The sequence below is a fragment of the Bacillus sp. BD59S genome, assembly GCF_007363175.1.
Lineage (GTDB): Bacteria > Bacillota > Bacilli > Bacillales > Bacillaceae_G > Bacillus_A > Bacillus_A pacificus.
Map to the genome: position 1 here is coordinate 1,230,741 of NZ_CP034686.1, position 16,962 is coordinate 1,247,702.

Genomic DNA, 16,962 nt, shown 5'->3' on the forward strand with positions numbered 1-16,962 from the left:
TAGAAAATAGAAAAAAATAAAATATAGACTTGAAGTTTTATTCAGAATATTAGAAAATAATGAATAGGTTGAATTGTTTCAAAAACGAAAAAGGGAGTGTAGGTAAAGTGATTGATCAAAAATTCGATCCACTACAAGCATGGAAAAATGCTTATGAACAAACCGAAACATTTTGGGGAAAAGCGCTCAATGAAACAATTAAAACAGAAGAATATTCTGCTTGGATGGGCAGCGTTCTAGATTTGAATTTGTTTTATCAAAAAGCATTAAATGATACGACAAAAAATTATTTAGAGCAGGTGAATGTGCCTACGAAAGAGGATATCGCTAGAGTGGCTACGCTTGTTATTAACTTAGAAAATAAAGTGGATAACATTGAGGAGTTTCTAGAAGAGAAGGTAGAGTCAGTAGGACAAGCTCCTACATTAAAGCGCGATGTTACGAAAGTAAAACAAGATATTCGCACATTAGAAACGAAAGTTGATCAAATTTTAGAATTGCTAGAAAAGCAAAATGCAGTACTAGCAAAACTACAAGAACCTGTAAAAGAAGAAGTAAAACCTACGAATAAGCCAGAAAATAAAAAGTGATAATAGCGCTTGTTTATAACATATGAAAGAGAGAGGGAGAATCTCATTTCTATGTATAAACAGCGAAACATAATTATATAGGGACTCCATAGTATGAGTACCAAAATGATTCATAATAGTCGTTCACAAATTCATTTAAGGGGGAAAAGAAATGGTTCAATTAAATGGAAAAGTAGCAATCGTAACAGGTGGGGCAAAAGGAATTGGAAAAGCGATTACAGTAGCGTTAGCACAAGAGGGCGCAAAAGTTGTTATTAACTATAACAGCAGTAAAGAAGCAGCTGAAAACTTAGTAAATGAACTAGGAAAAGAAGGACATGACGTTTATGCAGTTCAAGCAGATGTTTCTAAAGTAGAAGATGCAAACCGACTTGTAGAAGAAGCAGTGAATCATTTTGGTAAAGTAGATATTCTTGTTAATAATGCTGGTATTACAAGAGATCGTACATTCAAAAAGTTAAATCGTGAAGATTGGGAGCGCGTAATTGACGTGAACTTAAGCAGTGTATTTAATACGACAAGCGCTGTACTTCCATACATAACGGAAGCAGAAGAAGGAAGAATCATTAGCATTTCTTCTATTATTGGTCAAGCGGGTGGATTTGGACAAACAAACTACTCAGCAGCAAAAGCAGGTATGCTAGGATTTACAAAATCATTAGCATTAGAGCTTGCAAAAACAAATGTAACTGTAAACGCTATTTGCCCAGGATTTATTGATACTGAAATGGTAGCAGAAGTACCAGAAGAAGTACGTCAAAAAATCGTTGCTAAAATCCCGAAAAAACGTTTTGGTCAAGCTGATGAAATTGCAAAAGGTGTAGTATACCTATGCCGTGACGGTGCTTATATCACAGGTCAGCAATTAAACATTAACGGCGGATTATATATGTAATGAAGTAAGAAAAAAGTGCATATCCATAGCAGGAATGCACTTCTTTTTTTAGAAGGAAATTGACCAAAAAGGAGATAGAAAGATGACTACATTCGCAACAGAATGGGAAAAGCAATTAGAGCTATACCCAGAAGAGTACCGAAAAGCATATCGCCGAGTGAAAAGGGCGAGTGAAATTTTATTACGTGAACCAGAGCCACAAGTAGGATTAACGCCGAAAGAGGTTATTTGGACGAAGAATAAGACGAAGCTTTATCGCTACATTCCAAAACAAGAAAAAACACAAAGAGTTCCAATTCTATTAATATATGCTCTTATTAATAAACCATATATTATGGATTTAACTCCTGGAAATAGTTTAGTGGAATATCTAGTGGACCGTGGTTTTGATGTGTATATGCTTGATTGGGGCACATTTGGTTTAGAAGATAGTCATTTGAAATTTGATGATTTTGTGTTTGATTATATTGCAAAAGCAGTGAAAAAAGTAATGCGAACTGCAAAATCGGACGAGATTTCTTTACTTGGTTATTGCATGGGGGGAACGCTAACTTCTATTTATGCGGCACTTCATCCACACATGCCAATTCGTAACCTAATCTTTATGACAAGTCCTTTTGATTTCTCTGAAACAGGATTATATGGTCCTTTATTAGACGAGAAATACTTCAATCTAGATAAAGCGGTTGATACATTTGGAAACATTCCGCCAGAAATGATTGATTTCGGAAACAAAATGTTAAAACCAATTACGAACTTTGTTGGTCCATATGTTGCTTTAGTAGATCGTTCAGAGAATGAGCGCTTCGTTGAAAGCTGGAGGTTAGTTCAAAAGTGGGTTGGCGATGGCATTCCGTTCCCAGGTGAATCATACAGACAGTGGATTCGTGATTTTTATCAAAACAATAAACTCGTTAAGGGTGAACTCGTTATTCGCGGACAAAAGGTAGACCTTGCAAATATTAAGGCGAATGTCTTAAATATTTCAGGGAAACGTGATCATATCGCCCTGCCATGCCAAGTAGAAGCGTTGCTAGATCATATTTCTAGCACAGATAAACAATATGTATGTTTACCAACGGGACATATGTCGATTGTTTACGGTGGAACAGCGGTAAAACAAACGTATCCGACGATTGGAGATTGGCTTGACGAGCGCTCTAAGTAAAAATAAAAAGATCCAACTAGCATATGTTAGTTGGATTTTTTTTATGTAAAATAACAAAACATAGAAAGGAGAAATTTATATTTTAGGAGTATAATTATGAAGCTTATGACTGGTAAGTTGTTTTGGGATACAGGAGCTTCTATGCCTTGTTATCCATCGTTAGAAAATGATATGATATGTGATGTGCTTGTAGTTGGAAGTGGCGAAGCAGGTGCTCAAATAGCGTATTCGTTAGCGAAAATTGGAATGCGCGTTACACTTATTGAAAAAAATATGATTTCATGTGGTAGCACAGCTGCTAATACAGGGTTATTACAATTTCTTCATGATAAATCGTTAACTTCACTTATCCATACATTTGGAGAAGAAGAAGGGGTGCGAGCATATAAGCTTTGTTACGAAGCGTTACGAACAATGGAGAAAGTTGTACCGACTCTCGATATTGATCCCCAGTTTATTCCGCGAAATAGTTTATATTATGCAAGTAAAAGTGAAGATGTCTCATTTTTACAAGAGGAATACAAAACGTTACAGAATTATGAGTTTCCGGTTGAGTATTTTACAGCATCTGATATTAAGGAACGTTATCCTTTTACAAAACAAGCGGCATTATATACACACGGTGATGCTGAGGTAAATCCGTATTTATTAGCGCATAGCCTTTTGCATAAAGCAAATCAAATGGGGGCTACTATATATGAACAGACAGAGGCCATACATATAAAAAAACGTCAAAATGATTTAATTTGTTATACGAAAACAGGAAATCAAATTGTAGCAAAGAATATTATTATGGCGACGGGTTATGAAGCACTTTTCGGAAAGAAAGAAAAAAATACAACAGTGGAAACATCATATGCAGTTGTGACAAATAAGGTAGATTCATTTGAAGGCTGGCATGAGCAATCATTAATTTGGGAAACAGCAAGGCCTTACTTATATTTTAGGACGTATGAAAATCGTATTATTGTAGGTGGATTGGATGAAGCAATGAAAATTCAAACAATCGGTGATACGAAATTATTGCATAAGCGTGATGTCCTTATTAACATTATAAAAGAGATGTTCCCGCAGTATAAAGATATACAGGCGGAGTACTATTGGGCGGCAGCATTTGGCGGTAGTCATGATGGTCTCCCTATTTTAAAAGAAGATACTAAGATACATAATTTATTTTATGCATTGCCATATGGAGGTAATGGAACTGTGTATGGAATGGTATTTGCTAAAATATTTGAGCAGTTATTTACAAATAAAGAAAGTGAAGATTTTTCTTTATTTAATCGATAGAAAAAAGGTAGCGAAGTGATGGAATGAGAGATATAAAAAAGTTTTTACAAAAATTGCGTCCTGTACAACTCATTGTTTTGTTTTATTTATTAGCAGTAGTTGTATCGGTAATATTACTTAGTTTACCGTTTGTTACAAAGGCTGATGTGAAATGGACATTTATCGATGCCCTCTTTACATCTGTTAGTGCGGTAAGTGTTACGGGACTGTCTGTTGTTACGATTTCAGATACATTTACTACGGCAGGAATTATTATTTTAGCCCTTATTTTACAATTGGGCGGCTTAGGCATTATGGCGTTAGGTACATTCGTTTGGATTATAACAGGAAAAAAGATTGGTTTGCAGAGAAGAAGACTGATTATGGCAGACCATAATCAAGGGAATTTATCAGGTCTTGTAGAATTGATGCGTTCTATTTTAATTGTAATTATTTCAATAGAGCTTATTGGAGCAATATTATTAGGTACAAGATTCTTACTTTACTTTCCAACTTGGCAAGAAGCTTATTTTCACGGTTTCTTTGCAGCTGTTAGTGCAACTACGAACGGCGGATTTGATTTAACAGGACAATCGCTAATTCCGTATAAAAAAGATTACATTGTTCAAATGATTCATATGTTACTTATTATTTTAGGAGCAATCGGATTCCCTGTATTAATGGAAGTGAAACAATTCCTTAGTAAAAGGAGACAGCAACTATTTCGTTTTTCGTTATTTACAAAATTGACGACAACAACATTTTTTGCGCTCGTGGTCGTTGGAACGATTATGATTTTTTTACTAGAACGAAATCATTTTTTAGCAGGAAAGTCATGGCATGAAACAGTTTTCTATACACTATTCCAATCTGTGACGACGCGAAGCGGGGGACTTGCTACAATGGATATACTTGAATTGTCACAACCGACGCTTTTATTTATGAGTATATTAATGTTTATAGGAGCATCTCCAAGTTCGGTTGGGGGCGGGATACGTACAACAACATTTGCTGTTAGTATATTGTCACTATACACTTTTGCAAGAGGCGGGAGAACAGTTAGAGTCTTCAAACGTCAGCTACATGAAGAGGACGTGCTGAAAGCATCTGTCGTTATGACAATGGGGATTTTATTATGTGCCACAGCCCTATTTATTTTATCTATTACGGAAAATGTACCGCTTATGAGTTTAATTGTTGAAGTCTGTTCTGCTTTCGGGACGACAGGACTATCGACAGGTATTACGCCAGATTTAACAACTGTTGGTAAACTTGTACTCATTGTACTTATGTTTATCGGGCGTGTCGGTATTTTAACATTTATACTAGCTAGTGGCGGAAGAGAACAGCCACCTCGCTATAAATATCCGAAAGAGAGAATTATTATTGGATAGTATGAAACCATTCTACCTAACATAGGTAGAATGGTTTTTTAGTCGTTAATGCCAAATTGCGGATGCATAAAAGTATCCTTCTTATTATCTACTTCTTTTTTTAGTAACTCTTGATTTTCTTCTGAAATCCACCCAATATCATTTGTAGGATGGATCCATTCTTCACCAGCCATAATGGCAGGATCTACATCATCACTCCAATTGTGAAGTGGACTGTTCTCGGAATCATATTTACTGTCTCCGATTATGACGTCATATTGATTTATGAAAGGTTGTTGCATCTTTTTTCCTGTTCCTTTAAAAGATGGGAAATTCATTTGATGCGGGAGCGTTTCATCTAAAATGGGTGACTGGACTTTATCTTTCTTCTTCAAAATAAGAGCTCCTTTTTATTATGATTTCTTCATAGGTAGTATTTCCATCTAGCAGTTCTTATGTACTTGTTAACACTTGCCAGTAATAATTATTTTAGCTTGCTTCAAACTAGAGTAGAAAGTGAATTTTTGAGAGCAGGTGAATGTATTGGTAAAAAGAAAAGTGAAACAAAATGCGGCAATCAACAATAATAAAACTCCGAAAGAAAGCTTACCAGATGCAGAATTTGCATTAGAGTATGAAGGAGAAAATAGCGCGAAGTATGCAAATCGTAATTCAAAAAAAGGTAAACAAAAATGAGGCGTTTTTTACAAACGCCTCATTTTTTTGTGGCATTATAAAGGTTTTTTTAATTATTTGTAAATTTAGTGTTCATTATTAGCAGAAAAATGCGAAAAAACATAGAAGTAGCAACGTATTACACAAAAACAAACAACAAACAAAAGATTAATGTTGGTTTAATACTGCTTTTACACTAGTTGTTTATATTTGAGTTGTACATAAGATTTGTAAAAGGAGAGAGAGACAGTGAAAAAAACAATCTTTAAAGCTGTAGCAACTGGAATGGTATTTTCGTTATTAATGGGGTGTGGTGCAAAGAAAGAAGAAAGTGCTGGGGCAAAAGTAAAAGATGATAAATTATCTGGATCATTAACTGTTTACACAGCAATTGAAGAAGAACTTGTACCAATTTATCTTGATTCTTTTAAAAAGAAATATCCAGATGTGAAGCTGAATATTGTTCGTGATTCAACTGGAGTTATTACAGCGAAATTGCTAGCTGAAGGAAAAAATACACAAGCAGATGTTGTATGGGGAACTGCAGCTTCAAGTCTATTAGCTTTAGATAAAAAAGATATGTTAAAAGGATACTCTCCAAAAGGAGCGGATCGCGTTTTACCGCAATTTAAAGATGATAAACAACCAGAAAAATGGGTAGGAAATACTGCATTTATGACGGGGATTGCTATAAATAAAGAAGAATTAAAGAAGAAAAATTTACCGATGCCAGAATCATACGAAGACTTAACGAAACCAGAGTATAAAGGAACGCTTGTTATGCCACATCCAGCATCTTCTGGAACAGGATTTTTAACAGTTTCTGCATGGTTACAAATTATGGGTGAAGATAAAGGGTGGGATTACATGAAGAAACTTCATGATAATATGGCAACTTATACTCATTCAGGTTCAAAACCAGCGAAATTAGCGGGTGCGGGTGAATATCCAGTTGGTGTATCGATGGTTTATAGTGCTTTGAAAGAGAAACAAAAGGGTGCACCAGTTGAAGTTGTATTGCCAAAAGAAGGATTAGGTTGGGAAGTAGAAGCGAACGCACTTATTAAAAAAGATAATGCAAAAAATGAAAAATTAGCGCAAGCATTTTTAGATTGGGCAATTACTGATGATGTAATGAAGTTATACTTCGAGAAAAATGGATTTGCGACAATTAAAAATGATTATAAACTTCCAGATGGATTCCCTAAAGATGTGACGGAAAAGTTATACAAAAAGAACGACTTTAAGTGGGCAGCAGAAAATCGTGACAAAATTTTAGAAAAATGGGAAAAAGAGTTTGGCCAAAAAGCAGAACCGAAAAAGTAAGTGAGTGGGAGAGAGAAAAAATGAGCGAATATTTATCAATTCAACACATTCAAAAACAGTTTGATGCATTTACAGCGTTAAAAGATATTTCTTTTACTGTGAAAAAAAATGAGTTTGTATGTTTATTAGGCCCAAGTGGTTGTGGCAAAACAACATTGCTTCGAATTTTAGCAGGGCTAGAAGAAGCGACAACAGGTAGTATAGCTGTGAATGGAAAAGATATTACAGCATTACCTCCTGGAAAGAGGAATTTCGGAATGGTGTTTCAATCCTATGCATTATTTCCGAATTTAACAGCACTTGAAAACATTGAATATGGCTTAAAGACAAAAAAGTATGGAAAAGCAGAAGTAAAAGAGAAGGCGCTATCGGCGTTAGAACTAGTTGATTTACTGAATGTAAAAGATAAATATCCTGCTCAAATGTCTGGTGGACAACAGCAGCGAGTAGCACTTGCACGTGCGCTCGCTCTGTCTCCGGATATTTTGTTACTCGATGAGCCGTTATCTGCTTTAGATGCAAAAGTACGTGAAAAGTTACGTAGAGAAATGCGTGATTTGCAAGAAAAAGTAGGAGTAACAACTATTATGGTCACGCATGATCAAGAAGAGGCATTAACGATGGCTGATAAAATTGTTGTAATGAATCATGCGGAAATTATGCAGATTGGCACACCAGAGGAGATTTATCAAAGACCAGCCAATCCGTTTGTGGCAGATTTTATTGGTTCTATTAATTTCTTTTCGAAAAATAATGAAGAACATGCAATTCGTCCAGAACATGTAACGATTGTACAAAATGATGGTATGAAAACGATTGTGGAAAGTATGGAATTTCGTGGATCTGTATACCGGACAGAAGTGCGAGTTATAGATGAGAAAACGCATCTATATAATGAGAAAATCGTTGTAGATATATTGGCATCAGAAGTAGAAAAAACAGCTATTAGGAAAGGAAAGCCGATTCAAATCTCTTTCTCAGAAAATCATATGTTGTCATATGGAAAGAAGGTTGTTGTATAGATGGAGATGTTAGAAAATTTAAAGGTAGAAAGTACGAAAAAAAAGATTAAGAGACGTATCGGTAAAGAAGAGTGGGTACAAAGACTATTAATTATTGGTATGATTCTTGCCTTTTTGATAATGCTTGTATTGCCGCTATTACAATTGTTTACACAAGCTTTTTATGATAAGGATGGAGCTTTCATTGGTGTTGCGAATTTCAGTAAATATTTCACAACTCCAACATTAGTTCAATCATTACAAAATACGATATGGGTTTCGGGTGCGACAACAATTATTGCAGTGACACTTGCTTTCGCTTACGCCTATGCGATCGCTCGTACGAATGTATTTGGAAAGCGTGTATTTCAATATGTCGCATTGTTACCATTATTCGCACCAACGATGATGCATGGTATCGCACTTACATATTTATTTGGTAATCAAGGATTAGTAACGAAAGGGATGTATGGTTTATTTGAAGGCATACAAATCCCTTTATATGGACCAGTAGGAATTGTAATGGCTGAAGTCATGTATACATTTCCGCAAGCATTTCTTATATTATTAATTGCTTTCCAAGGTTCAGATTATCGTTTATACGAAGCTTCTAATATGTTGGGAGCGAGTAAAATAAAGCAATTTCTCACTGTTACTTTACCTAGTGTAAAGTATGGATCAATTAGTGCGATGTTTGTTGTGTTTACACTTAGTTTTACTGATTTTGGCGCACCAAAAATTGTTGGTGGGCAATATAATGTACTTGCTACTGATGTATACAAACAAGTAATTGGACAACAAAATATGCCGATGGGTGCAACTGTCGGAATGATTTTATTAATCCCAGCTATATTTGCGTTTGCAGTTGATCGTATTACACAAAGAAAGCAGGCAAATTTCTTATCTTCAAAAGCAGTGCCATATAGAATAACTGCTAATAAGAAAAGAGATGTAGCCTCGTTCATATATTGTAGTGTGATTACACTTATGATTATTCTTTTATTTGTGGCAGTTGGTATTGCGGCAAGTGTGAAAGTATGGCCATATAATATGAGTTTTACATTTGAACATTTTAATTTTTCGAGTTTAACAGGAGATGGACTTGAAGCATTTAAAAATAGTGTAATTGTATCAGCGATAACAGCAGTTATTGGAGCAATTTTAACATTTATGTTCGCATATGCGATTGAAAAAATAAATCAGCTAAAGTTTTTCCGAAAAACAGGCTATTTTTTCTCAATCGTACCTTTAGCAATCCCAGGTCTAGTACTTGGATTGGGATACGTCTTTTTCTTTAGTCAACCAACGATTCAAATACTTGGATTATCAGTAACGAATCCGTTTCATTCTTTATACGGAACAATCGCTGTGTTAGTACTGGTCAATATCATTCATTTTTATTCTATAACATTCGTTACGGCAACGACTGCTTTAAAGAAATTAGACCGAGAGTTTGAGCTTGTTTCGCAGTCGATGGGCATTCCGTTTTATAAAACATTCTTTAGAGTAACGGTACCAATGTGCTTACCAGCAATTTTAGAAATGGTCATGTACTATTTCGTAAATTCGATGGTAACTGTGTCAGCGGTTGTATTCTTATACGCAGCTGACTTTAAACTAGCGGCCGTATCAATCGTAAATATGGATGATGCAGGAAATGTAGCGCCAGCAGCTGCAATGAGTGTACTTATTGTTGTTACAAATATTATAGTAAGAGTTGTATATGAATGGGGAACGAAAGCACTTCGTAACCGAACGTCACAATGGCAAAAAAGATAAAGTGAAACTTTAATCAGTGGGGGTGTTCCTCCCCCACTGATTATTAGTTGAATCAATCGGGCGTTTACGGGCAGTTGATCTCCCACTTAACTTTTTTGCTCCAGCCGAATTTTGAGGGGGAAGTCTTACTGCCCGTTAACGCGGGATAAACAAGAAGGGTGATGGATTGTATGAAAATAGAAGCAGTTATTTTTGATTGGGCTGGTACGACAGTTGATTACGGATGTTTTGCACCACTGGAAGTATTTATGCAGATCTTCCATAAACGCGGTGTTGAAATTACAGTAGAAGAAGCCCGTAAACCAATGGGATTATTAAAAATTGATCATGTAAGGGCGCTAACAGAAATGCCTCGTATTGCGAGTGAGTGGAATCGCGTTTTCGGAAAATTACCAACAGAAACAGACATTCAGGAGATGTATGAAGAATTTGAAGAGATTCTCTTCACTATTTTACCGCGCTATGCGTCGCCAATTCATGGAGTAAAGGAAGTGATTGCTTCTTTGCGCGAAAGAGGAATTAAAATTGGTTCAACGACTGGTTATACGAGAGAGATGATGGACATTGTAGCAAAAGAAGCAGCACTACAAGGATATAAACCTGATTTTCTTGTAACACCAGATGATGTTCCTGCTGGGCGCCCATATCCGTGGATGTGCTATAAAAATGCGATGGAACTTGGTGTATACCCGATGAATCATATGATAAAAATTGGAGACACCGTATCAGATATGAAAGAGGGAAGAAATGCTGGTATGTGGACAGTTGGTGTAATTCTCGGTAGTAGCGAACTCGGCTTAAGTGAAGAGGAAGTGGGGAATATGGATCCAGTAGAGCTTCGTGAAAAAATAGAAGTAGTTCGTAATCGCTTTGTTGAAAATGGAGCGCACTTTACGATTGAAACGATGCAAGAACTTGAAACCGTAATGGAACATATTGAGAAACAACAACTTATTATTTCGTAAAAGGGGAAGAGGATCATGACTGAAAATCACTACTTATTATTAACGCCAGGACCATTAACGACAACAAAAACAGTAAAAGAAGTTATGCTATACGATTGGTGTACTTGGGATGTTGAATATAACACAATGGTGCAAGATGTAAGAGCTAAACTTGTATCGTTAGCAACGAAGGAAGAAGAGAAATATACGACTGTTCTTATGCAAGGAAGTGGTACGTTTTCAGTTGAAGCAGTAATTGGTTCTGTCATTCCTAAAAATGGAAAGTTACTTGTTTGTACAAATGGTGCGTACGGTAAGCGAATTGTACAAATGGCAGAGATGTTATATATAGATGTGGTGGTCAGTCAAACAGAAGAGTGGGAGCCTACTAATATTGTAGAAGTAGAAAAGATATTACAACAAGATAAAGAGATTACACATATTGCAGTTGTTCATTGTGAAACAACGACAGGCATTATTAATCCAATTGTAGACGTATGTAAATTAGGGAAGCAATACGGAAAAGTAACAATAGTTGATGCAATGAGTAGTTTTGGTGGTATTGAAATAGATATCGCTGAGTTGCAAATTGACTTTCTAATTAGTAGTGCGAATAAATGTATTCAAGGGGTTCCAGGGTTCGGATTTGTTATTGCAAAGCGCGATGAATTGTTGAAATGTAAAGGGCAGGCACGTTCATTATCTTTAGATTTATACGATCAATGGGAAATGATGGAAAAACAAAATGGAAAATGGCGTTTTACATCACCTACACATGTTGTACACGCTTTTTACCAAGCACTACTTGAATTAGAAAAAGAGGGCGGAGTAAAAGCACGTTACAATCGATATGATAACAATCAAAAACTATTAGTGAATCGAATGAGAGAAATCGGATTTAAGCCACTAGTAGATGAAAAATATCAATCGCCTATTATTACATCTTTCATTTATCCAGAAGAATGGTTTGATTTTGAGCAATTATACAATGAATTAAAACGTGATGGATTTGTTATATATCCAGGTAAAATTTCAAAAGTAGATACATTTCGCATTGGAAATATCGGTGATGTACATGAGGCAGATATTAATCGCTTAGTTGATAGTATCGCTAAAGGGGTTGTTATAGGTTGAAAGTATTTTGCTTAGGTGGAGCAGGAAAAATTTGTCGTGAAGCAATTTTAGATTTAGTGCAATTTTCATCTTTTGAGACGATTACAGTAGCAGATTTTAACGAAGAAGAGGGGCTTAAAGTAGTAGAATGGCTCAACGATCCTCGCGTTAATTTTGTGAAAGTAGATGTAACGAATCATGAGGATACGGTTGCAAAAATGAAGGGCTATGACATTGTAATGGATGGTACAACAATTAAGTTAAATGGGTTATCTACTCGATGTATTGCAGAAGCAGGTTGTCACGGTGTGAATTTAAATGGATTTGGTGAAGAAAATGATTCGCATTTTATATTTGTTCAAAACGGAAAAACATGTTTACCTGGGTTTGGTATGACGCCAGGTGTAACGCAAATGATGGCGATGCATGCAGCAAATCAGTTACATACTGTAGAGTCAGTTCGTGTAAGTCATGGTTCATATCGTCCCATTGCTTTTTCTGCATCCATTACAGAAACAACGACATATGAATATGATCCACATTTACCATCGCGTACAGTGTATGAAGATGGTGAGTTTAAGCAAGTACCTCCGTTTGCGCGTCCGAGAGAAATTGAATTACCGGCGCCTTATGGTAAGGAAACGCAGTATATCATACCGCATTCTGAAACGATTACGTTAGCAAAAGCAATAGAAAATAAAGGCGTTAAACTAATAGAGACGAGAGGAACTTGGCCAAAGCAAAATATGCAGCTCGTACGTGCATTGTATGATTACGGTATATTGCGTAATGATCCAGTTGAAATAAATGGAAAAGAAATTGGCATAATGGATTGTATTGCGAAGTATTTATTGCAATCGAAAGAAGGACAAGAAACAGAGATTTACGGTTATGCACTTCATGTAGAAGTAATAGGTATGAAAAATAATGAGAAACAAAGACGCGTATTATATCATACACACCCGTTATCTGATGGATCTGTTGTAGGATGGGAAAAATTAAGAGCTTATACGAGAAACGTCGGTATTCCATTTGGGATTGCTACAGAGTTAATCGCAAAAGGGAATGTAAATAAAGTTGGTGTTGTGACACCCGAGGAAGCTTTTGTCAAACCACAAATTATTTTTGATGAACTAAAAAAGCGTGGTATTCATATTCACGAGGAAGTTTTCGTTGAAAAGGAAAGTTATAACTTTGTATAGGTAAGGCAGTGTATGAGGTAGAAATCAATGGGGTGAGGTTATGTCTGTAGTAGGTGAAGAAAGAAAGCGAACCATTCTTGAGAAGGTAGAGTTTAAAGGGAAGGTAAAAGTTTCAGAATTAGCGAGAGAGTTTGCTGTATCAACAGAGACGATTCGTCGTTATTTAGAAGAATTAGATCGTGAAAAGAAGTTGAAGAAAGTGTATGGTGGAGCCGTCCAACTTCCGGGAGCTGGAATAGAGGCACCAATGTTAGAACGAGAGATGCTACATATAGAAGAGAAGAAGCGAATCGGGTATAAAGCAGCAACATTTGTAGAAGATGGAGATGTGATTGCGATTGATGACGGAAGTACACCACTTCAAATGGTACCATATCTTGTACATCGCAAAAATTTAACGATTGTAACAAGTTCATTTCCAGTAGCGACACAATTAATTTCTTCTATTAATAAAAAGATGTTTCACGGTGAAGTTTTATTTATTGGTGGAAAAGTATCTTCAAAACATTCACGCGTATCAGGATCTATTTCGCAGCAAGTCATTCAGCAATTTCATTTTCATAAAGCATTTGTTTCGATTGATGGATTATTACCTGGTTTTGGAGTTTCTAGTTTTGAATTAGAAAAGGCGAAACTGTCAGAAGCGATGATGAAATTAGCAGAGAAAACATATATTTTATGTGATCATACAAAGGTAGGCGTAAAAGGAAATTACCGAATAGCAGCGTTTTCGCGCATTCAACATGTAATTTGTGATAAGAAAATGCCCTATAGTTTTGAAGAGGAAGTTAAAAGGCATAATATTCAATGGACAATTTGTTAAATACGTGGAACTCCCACCTGATTGTGAGGTGGGAGTTTTACTGCTTGCAAATAGCGGGATAAAAGATTTGTATTTATGCAAAAAAAGTGGACACATTTTCGCATCTCTTTCATATAATTTACCAATATAAAAAAAGTTGGTCGAAGGAAAGAAGGGAGAACATGTCAGAACGAATATATAATAAACTTGTATTGTACGCGAATATTTTGCAAAAAATCGGTGTCATCAATGAGAAGGAAAAAAATGAAATTCTTCATACGATAGGTAAAAAAGCTCTTTGAATAAAGGGCTTTTTTATTTTTCACCTTTAAAAATATAAATTTAATGTAATATTCTCGTTGACAATGATAATGAGATTCATTATCATTTATTTGTGTATAATTGATAACGTTTATCAATTATAAAAATTATATATGATAGGGGATATTATTTTGAAAAAAAATTATATGAAGGCGCTAGTAGTAGCGACAACATTAGCAATTCCATTTGCTGCATACTCTACTCCAGCGTTAGCAGCAATAAAAATTGAAGCAAACCAATCGGTGGCGGCAGCTAGTGAACGTACATACGATACTGAGATTAAAATATATAAGGACCAAAAAGACGAGCCATCTATGGTTTCTCAATATATAAAAGATCCTAAAGTAACGATTGCGGACGGAAAAAAAATTGTAACTGTAACAATGCAAGATAGCGATTATTTTCAATACCTTAGAATAGAGGATAAAAACCAACCTGGCGTATTCCATGATGTAAAAGTTTTGTCAGAAGATAAGAGGAAGAATGGAACGAAAGTAGTTCAATTTGAAATTGGCGAGTTTGAGAAGAAGCACAATATGCAAATGCATATACTTATTCCGGCTATTGGATATGATCACAAATATCAAGTTCAATTTGAAATTAAAGATCCAACTGTAGGTGACAAAGAAACAGAGAAAACAGATGATAACTCTAATTCAGGCAATACGGAAACGGATAATCCAATTGATAATCAAAATATGATAACAGATAACAAATTAAGAGAGCTTGTTAATAAAAAAGTATTTAATAGAAAAGATTTAAATACACCAATCACGAAAGAAGAGTTATTACAAGTAAAGGACTTGTTTTTAAATACGAATGAGATACTGGATTATAGTGCATTAAAATATATGCCAAATTTAAAATCTTTAACAGTTGCGAATGCGAAGATAAAAGATCCATCATTCTTTACGAGCTTAAAACAATTGAAACATTTAGCTTTACGTGGTAATGAATTTTCAGATGTAACACCACTTGTTAAGATGGATAATTTAGATTCTCTTGATTTAAGTAATAATAAAATTACGAACGTTGCACCACTAATTGAAATGAAAAATGTAAAAAGTTTATATTTATCAGGCAACCAAATAGAAGATGTAACAGCATTAGCGAAAATGGAACAACTAGATTACTTGAATTTAGCTAATAATAAAATTACGAATGTTGCGCCATTAAGCGCGTTGAAAAATGTAACATACTTAACTTTAGCAGGTAATCAAATTGAAGATATTAAACCGTTATATTCATTACCTTTAAAAGACTTAGTATTAACACGTAATAAAGTAAAAGATTTATCTGGTATTGAGCAAATGAAGCAATTAGAAGAATTGTGGATCGGGAAAAATGAAATAAAAGATGTTACTCCTCTAAGTAAGATGACACAGTTAAAACAATTACACTTACCTAACAATGAGTTAAAGGATATTACTCCATTATCAAGTCTAGTAAAATTACAAAAGCTTGATTTAGAAGCGAATTATATTTCAGACTTAACACCAGCTAGCAATTTGAAAAAGTTAGTATTCTTAAGTTTTGTTGCAAATGAAATTCGTGATGTTCGACCAGTGATAGAACTAAGTAAAACAGCCTACATCAATGTTCAAAATCAAAAAGTATTTTTAGAGGAAACAGAAGTAAATAAAGAAGTAAAAGTACCTATATACGAAAAAGATGGTAAAATTTCTACAAAAATTCGTTTGAAGAGCGAAGGTGGTACGTATAGTAATGATGCAGTTAAATGGAGTACATCAGGCGAGAAAATATACGAATTTGGTGTGAAAGATCCATTTGCGGATACAGGAATCTTCTTCACAGGATCTGTAATTCAAAATGTGGTAGAAAGCCAAGGAGATAACACTTCTAAAGAAGATGAAAAAGTAGAAGCAGTAGAATTTAAAGATGTACCAAAAGGACACTGGTCAGAAGAAGCAATTAACTATTTAGCGAAAGAAAATATTTTCAAGGGATATGGAAATGGACAATTTGGATTTGGGGATCGTATTACCCGTGGACAAGTTGCGTCTTTAGTACAAAGGTACTTGAAATTAGAAAATAAAGTAGAGCAGAAAGAGAGGTTTACAGATACGAAAGGGCATATGTTTGAACAAGATATTGCTACAGTTGCGCAAGCTGGAATTATGCAAGGAGATGGTACTGGTGAGTTTCGTCCAGATGGAGTATTAGCTCGATACGAAATGTCTGTAGTATTATATAAAGTATTTCAGTTAAAAGAAGATGAAAATAATAAAATGAACTTTAATGATGTACCAACTGGTCATTGGGCAGAAGGATATGTGAAAGCGTTAGCGGATAATAACATATCAAGAGGTGATGGAAAAGGAAACTTTTTAGGTGATGATTTTGTAACACGTGAACAATATGCACAGTTCTTATATAACACAATAACGAAATAAAAGATGAGAAAATACGTTATTCTTTGATTGAAAAAGAATAACGTATTTTTTATGTATAAAATGAAGTAGTCAATAGACAGGAGTATAGAT

At 35.1% G+C, this 16,962-nt stretch carries 15 protein-coding genes; 14 read left to right on the forward strand and 1 reads right to left on the reverse strand.

The genetic code is table 11. From position 1 onward, the window contains the following. Positions 1 to 107 precede the first annotated feature (107 nt). The 5 genes from phaR (at position 108) to EKQ63_RS08305 (ending at position 5,316) form a co-directional block, all read left to right on the forward strand. Positions 108 to 590 carry a polyhydroxyalkanoic acid synthase subunit PhaR gene (phaR, locus tag EKQ63_RS08285; RefSeq protein ID WP_074602806.1) on the forward strand — a complete coding sequence of 161 codons (483 nt, stop codon included), beginning with the start codon at positions 108 to 110 and terminating at the stop codon, positions 588 to 590. A gap of 151 nt (positions 591 to 741) precedes the next feature. Continuing rightward, positions 742 to 1,485, forward strand: coding sequence for an acetoacetyl-CoA reductase (locus tag EKQ63_RS08290; protein ID WP_000250412.1), 744 nt, complete (start codon positions 742 to 744; stop codon positions 1,483 to 1,485). Between the two features lie 82 nt (positions 1,486 to 1,567). Continuing rightward, positions 1,568 to 2,653 (forward strand): class III poly(R)-hydroxyalkanoic acid synthase subunit PhaC, encoded by a 1,086-nt coding sequence (phaC, locus tag EKQ63_RS08295; protein ID WP_000206335.1) that lies wholly within the window; start codon positions 1,568 to 1,570, stop codon positions 2,651 to 2,653. Positions 2,654 to 2,749: 96 nt separating this feature from the next. Then, on the forward strand, positions 2,750 to 3,943 hold the full coding sequence (locus EKQ63_RS08300; protein WP_143880953.1) for an NAD(P)/FAD-dependent oxidoreductase: 1,194 nt from the start codon (positions 2,750 to 2,752) through the stop codon (positions 3,941 to 3,943). A 23-nt stretch (positions 3,944 to 3,966) separates the two neighbouring features. After that, complete coding sequence (locus EKQ63_RS08305; protein WP_001204696.1) at positions 3,967 to 5,316, forward strand: TrkH family potassium uptake protein; 1,350 nt, start codon at positions 3,967 to 3,969, stop codon at positions 5,314 to 5,316. 38 nt (positions 5,317 to 5,354) lie between these two features. On the opposite strand, the gene EKQ63_RS08310 is transcribed toward EKQ63_RS08305, so the two are convergent. Next, positions 5,355 to 5,690 carry a DUF3905 domain-containing protein gene (locus EKQ63_RS08310; protein ID WP_087951750.1) on the reverse strand — a complete coding sequence of 112 codons (336 nt, stop codon included), beginning with the start codon at positions 5,688 to 5,690 and terminating at the stop codon, positions 5,355 to 5,357. 148 nt (positions 5,691 to 5,838) lie between these two features. Here EKQ63_RS08310 and EKQ63_RS29850 point away from each other — a divergent pair, with 148 nt between their 5' ends. The 9 genes from EKQ63_RS29850 to EKQ63_RS08355 all read left to right on the forward strand — a co-directional run bounded on the left by EKQ63_RS29850 (position 5,839) and on the right by EKQ63_RS08355 (position 16,872). Then, positions 5,839 to 5,991 (forward strand): hypothetical protein, encoded by a 153-nt coding sequence (locus tag EKQ63_RS29850; protein WP_000240799.1) that lies wholly within the window; start codon positions 5,839 to 5,841, stop codon positions 5,989 to 5,991. A gap of 228 nt (positions 5,992 to 6,219) precedes the next feature. Then, positions 6,220 to 7,296, forward strand: a complete 1,077-nt coding sequence (locus tag EKQ63_RS08320) for a putative 2-aminoethylphosphonate ABC transporter substrate-binding protein (RefSeq protein ID WP_000750887.1) — start codon at positions 6,220 to 6,222, stop codon at positions 7,294 to 7,296. 20 nt (positions 7,297 to 7,316) lie between these two features. Continuing rightward, a complete protein-coding gene (locus EKQ63_RS08325) occupies positions 7,317 to 8,318 on the forward strand; it encodes a putative 2-aminoethylphosphonate ABC transporter ATP-binding protein (RefSeq protein ID WP_087994475.1) in 1,002 nt (333 codons plus the stop codon). Next, a complete protein-coding gene (locus EKQ63_RS08330; protein ID WP_143880954.1) occupies positions 8,319 to 10,076 on the forward strand; it encodes a putative 2-aminoethylphosphonate ABC transporter permease subunit in 1,758 nt (585 codons plus the stop codon). A 170-nt stretch (positions 10,077 to 10,246) separates the two neighbouring features. Further along, a complete protein-coding gene (phnX, locus tag EKQ63_RS08335; protein ID WP_087951752.1) occupies positions 10,247 to 11,041 on the forward strand; it encodes a phosphonoacetaldehyde hydrolase in 795 nt (264 codons plus the stop codon). Between the two features lie 15 nt (positions 11,042 to 11,056). Further along, on the forward strand, positions 11,057 to 12,154 hold the full coding sequence (gene phnW, locus EKQ63_RS08340; RefSeq protein WP_143880955.1) for a 2-aminoethylphosphonate--pyruvate transaminase: 1,098 nt from the start codon (positions 11,057 to 11,059) through the stop codon (positions 12,152 to 12,154). Next, the gene (locus EKQ63_RS08345; RefSeq protein ID WP_143880956.1) at positions 12,151 to 13,335 is read left to right on the forward strand and encodes a saccharopine dehydrogenase family protein; all 1,185 of its coding nucleotides are present in this window, start codon (positions 12,151 to 12,153) and stop codon (positions 13,333 to 13,335) included. Before phnW ends, EKQ63_RS08345 begins: the two co-directional genes overlap by 4 nt. Positions 13,336 to 13,375: 40 nt before the next feature. Further along, positions 13,376 to 14,158 (forward strand): DeoR/GlpR family DNA-binding transcription regulator, encoded by a 783-nt coding sequence (locus tag EKQ63_RS08350; protein WP_048553810.1) that lies wholly within the window; start codon positions 13,376 to 13,378, stop codon positions 14,156 to 14,158. 413 nt (positions 14,159 to 14,571) lie between these two features. Then, positions 14,572 to 16,872 (forward strand): NEAT domain-containing leucine-rich repeat protein, encoded by a 2,301-nt coding sequence (locus EKQ63_RS08355; RefSeq protein ID WP_143880957.1) that lies wholly within the window; start codon positions 14,572 to 14,574, stop codon positions 16,870 to 16,872. Positions 16,873 to 16,962: the final 90 nt, after the last annotated feature.